Below are 2,777 nucleotides of genomic sequence, written 5' to 3'. Positions count from 1 at the left end.
AAACGTCCGCGACTTGGTACAATAAGAAAGAATCACATTCAGAGCAGTTCTATTTTTTCCAGAACTGCTCTTTTATTATCTGCTCTGAATCTGATACTTTCCTTAAGAATTTTAACATAGAACTGAGAGGAAGATGGTTGTATAAGGAAAAAGTTTTAGGGGCATTGTGACTGGATCAGTCACAATGCCCCCTGTTTGAGGTTATCTATTTCCCGACAACCCCTTTCTTATTGCCTTTTCTCTTATTTCACAAAACATTTAATGAATTCTTCCTGTGATATAATATTCCCTTTTATCCCCAATGCTGCTGACAAACTACTTATATAGGGTTTTTTTAGCATACTCTCTGTCAACAGCTCATCATCCTGGAATATTTCTTCCGATGCACCTACTTTTAATAAATTTTTATGGGCCATAACAAAAACTTTCGGGAAATTATTCACTACAAATTCCATATCATGTGTAATAGTTATTACTGTTGTTCCCTTTTTTTGCAATTCTTCCAAAATCTTCTCCAATAACTGTATCCCGCGCAGATCCTGGCCTGCGGTAGGTTCATCTAAAACAAGAATTTTCTCATCCATAGCAAGCACCGAGGCGATTGTAACAAACTTTCTGATAGATAGCGGGAGATTATAAGGATTTTCATCCATATGTTCTGACAGACCGCATAACTCTGCTGCCCAGTTAGTCTTTTCCCGGATTTTTTCTAAGTCAAATCCTAAAACTCCCGGTCCAAATTCAATTTCCGCTCGTACGGTATTATGAAAAATCTGTTCATCTGGATTTTGAAACACGTAACCTGTGACACGCGAAAGCTGAGCAGTCGTATAATGCTTTGTATCCATTCCATCTATCATAACTGTTCCGGATGTAGGTTTCAGCAGCCCATTCATCATTTTGACAGTTGTTGTCTTTCCTGCTCCATTTTGACCTACAATTGCAATTTTTTCCCCTTGGCAAATTTCAAAATCCACATTTTCAACAGCTGAAAATCCATTTGGATATTGAAAGCTGACATTTTTAAACTCTATAATTCCCATACGGATTCTCCTTATCTTTGTAATTTAACAAGCTGTTCTAACATCTGCTTTTCTGTAATAATATTTCCCTGAATATTTAATCCACATTTTCTCATCTTATCAGCAAGCAGTACAGTCTGCGGTAGCATAATCCCCTCGTTTTGAAGCGCTATTTCACTCAAAACTTCATGCTTATCACCTGAACGGATTAGCCTGCCCTGTTTCAAGATCAGCACCTCGTCGCTGTAATCTGCCACCAACTCCATCTTATGTTCTACCAAAATAATGGTTTTACCCATTTTTTTCATCTTAAGTATGATATCGAATACTCGCTCTGTCTCTTTCGGATCCAGCTGCGAAGTAGGTTCATCAATAACAAAAACCTCCGGTTCCAATACTAAAACAGATGCAAATGCAACTCTTTGCTGCTGACCTCCAGAGAGCTCAAAAGGATTTTTGTCTTTCAGGTAAGTAATGTTTGTCAATTCCATAATCTGATCGACTCGTTCTCGGATTTCAGGAACAGGAACTCCAAAATTCTCCAGCCCATAAGCGATCTCACCATAAACTGTATCTCTGGCCCCTGTAATCTGATTAAATGGATTCTGAAATACATAGCCAATCTTAGACGCCAACTCTCCCATGCTATATTCCTGCAGATTTTTACCATCAAACAGAACTTCTCCTTCCATTTCACCTTGATAAAAATTAGGAATAAATCCTCTCAGGATATTGCAAAGTGTAGTCTTTCCACTCCCATTTGCACCAAGTACCGCATAAAATTTACCTTTTTCAATCACTGTACTAAACTGATGGATACTGGGCTCATGTGCCAATGGATACGTGTATGTTACATTTTTTAGTTCTATATAACCCATAAAGCAATCCTCCCGATTATTGCAAGAATCAACACTATCGTAATAAGTATATTTGCTGTTTTATCTGCAGGTTTTCTTTCTATATCCTCTAAATGAGTAGGACGTATTCCAGATGAGAATCCTCTCGCCTCCAATGTCAGTGCTCTTTCTTCCGTTCCTGTAATAGAACTCAAAACCAACGGTATGATCGTAGGCACAAATACCTTGGCTCTGACCAGCAGGTTGCCTTCCGTTTCTACACCTCTTGCCTTCTGCGCATTCATAATTGTCTCCGATTTTTTCTTTAAAACCGGAACCATCTGTAACGTGGACAGTACTACATAAGAAGCTTTAGGACTCATACCCTGTTTTTCCAGTGAAAGAACAAAGTCTTTTTCCAATGTAACAGCAAAAAACCAAATCAAACTTCCTCCTACACACATTAAAGTCAAACCTAATTTTAATGCAAACATCAGCCCTTCCCATTTAGCATCAAAAATCCAAAAAGAGAACATAACTTTACCTGTAGGATAAAAAAGAGTTTGGATAATTACCAGAATGATGAAAAGTACTCCCACAGAGTTTTTTACTCTACGTATAAAAATATTCCAAACGCCACTTGCTGCCGCCAATAAATTTATCACCAGAAAGCAAACCAATTTGCTTATAATTCCCGGCATCATAATGGATGCAATAACGATCACAATAGCAAGATAAAACTTAGTAAGAGGATATAAAGCCACAATCTTATTATCTTGATTCATTTTCTATTCTCCTATTTCTATGCGGTACTGTAAAGTTTTACAGTCCTATTTTTCTTTAAAACCTTATATTTTCAAGGATTTCATCACTTTTTACGAATAAAAAAGCAATGACCCCCCTTTTTCATGTATAATGT

Annotated in this window: 3 protein-coding genes; all 3 read right to left on the bottom strand. The window is 37.3% G+C overall.

Features of this window, described 5'->3' with window-relative positions:
- Window positions 1-242: 242 nt before the first annotated feature.
- The 3 genes from ACTNBR_RS16145 to ACTNBR_RS16135 are packed head-to-tail and all read right to left on the bottom strand — an operon-like array spanning window position 243 to window position 2,643.
- The gene (locus ACTNBR_RS16145) at window positions 243-1,043 is read right to left on the bottom strand and encodes an energy-coupling factor ABC transporter ATP-binding protein (protein WP_287726136.1); all 801 of its coding nucleotides are present in this window, start codon (window positions 1,041-1,043) and stop codon (window positions 243-245) included.
- Window positions 1,044-1,054: 11 nt separating this feature from the next.
- On the bottom strand, window positions 1,055-1,900 hold the full coding sequence (locus tag ACTNBR_RS16140) for an energy-coupling factor ABC transporter ATP-binding protein (RefSeq protein WP_287726138.1): 846 nt from the start codon (window positions 1,898-1,900) through the stop codon (window positions 1,055-1,057).
- Window positions 1,888-2,643 (bottom strand): energy-coupling factor transporter transmembrane component T, encoded by a 756-nt coding sequence (locus ACTNBR_RS16135; protein ID WP_287726141.1) that lies wholly within the window; start codon window positions 2,641-2,643, stop codon window positions 1,888-1,890. Before ACTNBR_RS16135 ends, ACTNBR_RS16140 begins: the two co-directional genes overlap by 13 nt.
- Window positions 2,644-2,777 lie beyond the last annotated feature (134 nt).

Source organism: Bariatricus sp. HCP28S3_F11 (genome assembly GCF_052065395.1).
Taxonomy (GTDB): Bacteria; Bacillota; Clostridia; order Lachnospirales; family Lachnospiraceae; genus Allocoprococcus.
The sequence above is the reverse complement of the archived record's forward strand: the minus strand, read 5'-3'. Positions and strand labels throughout refer to the sequence as shown.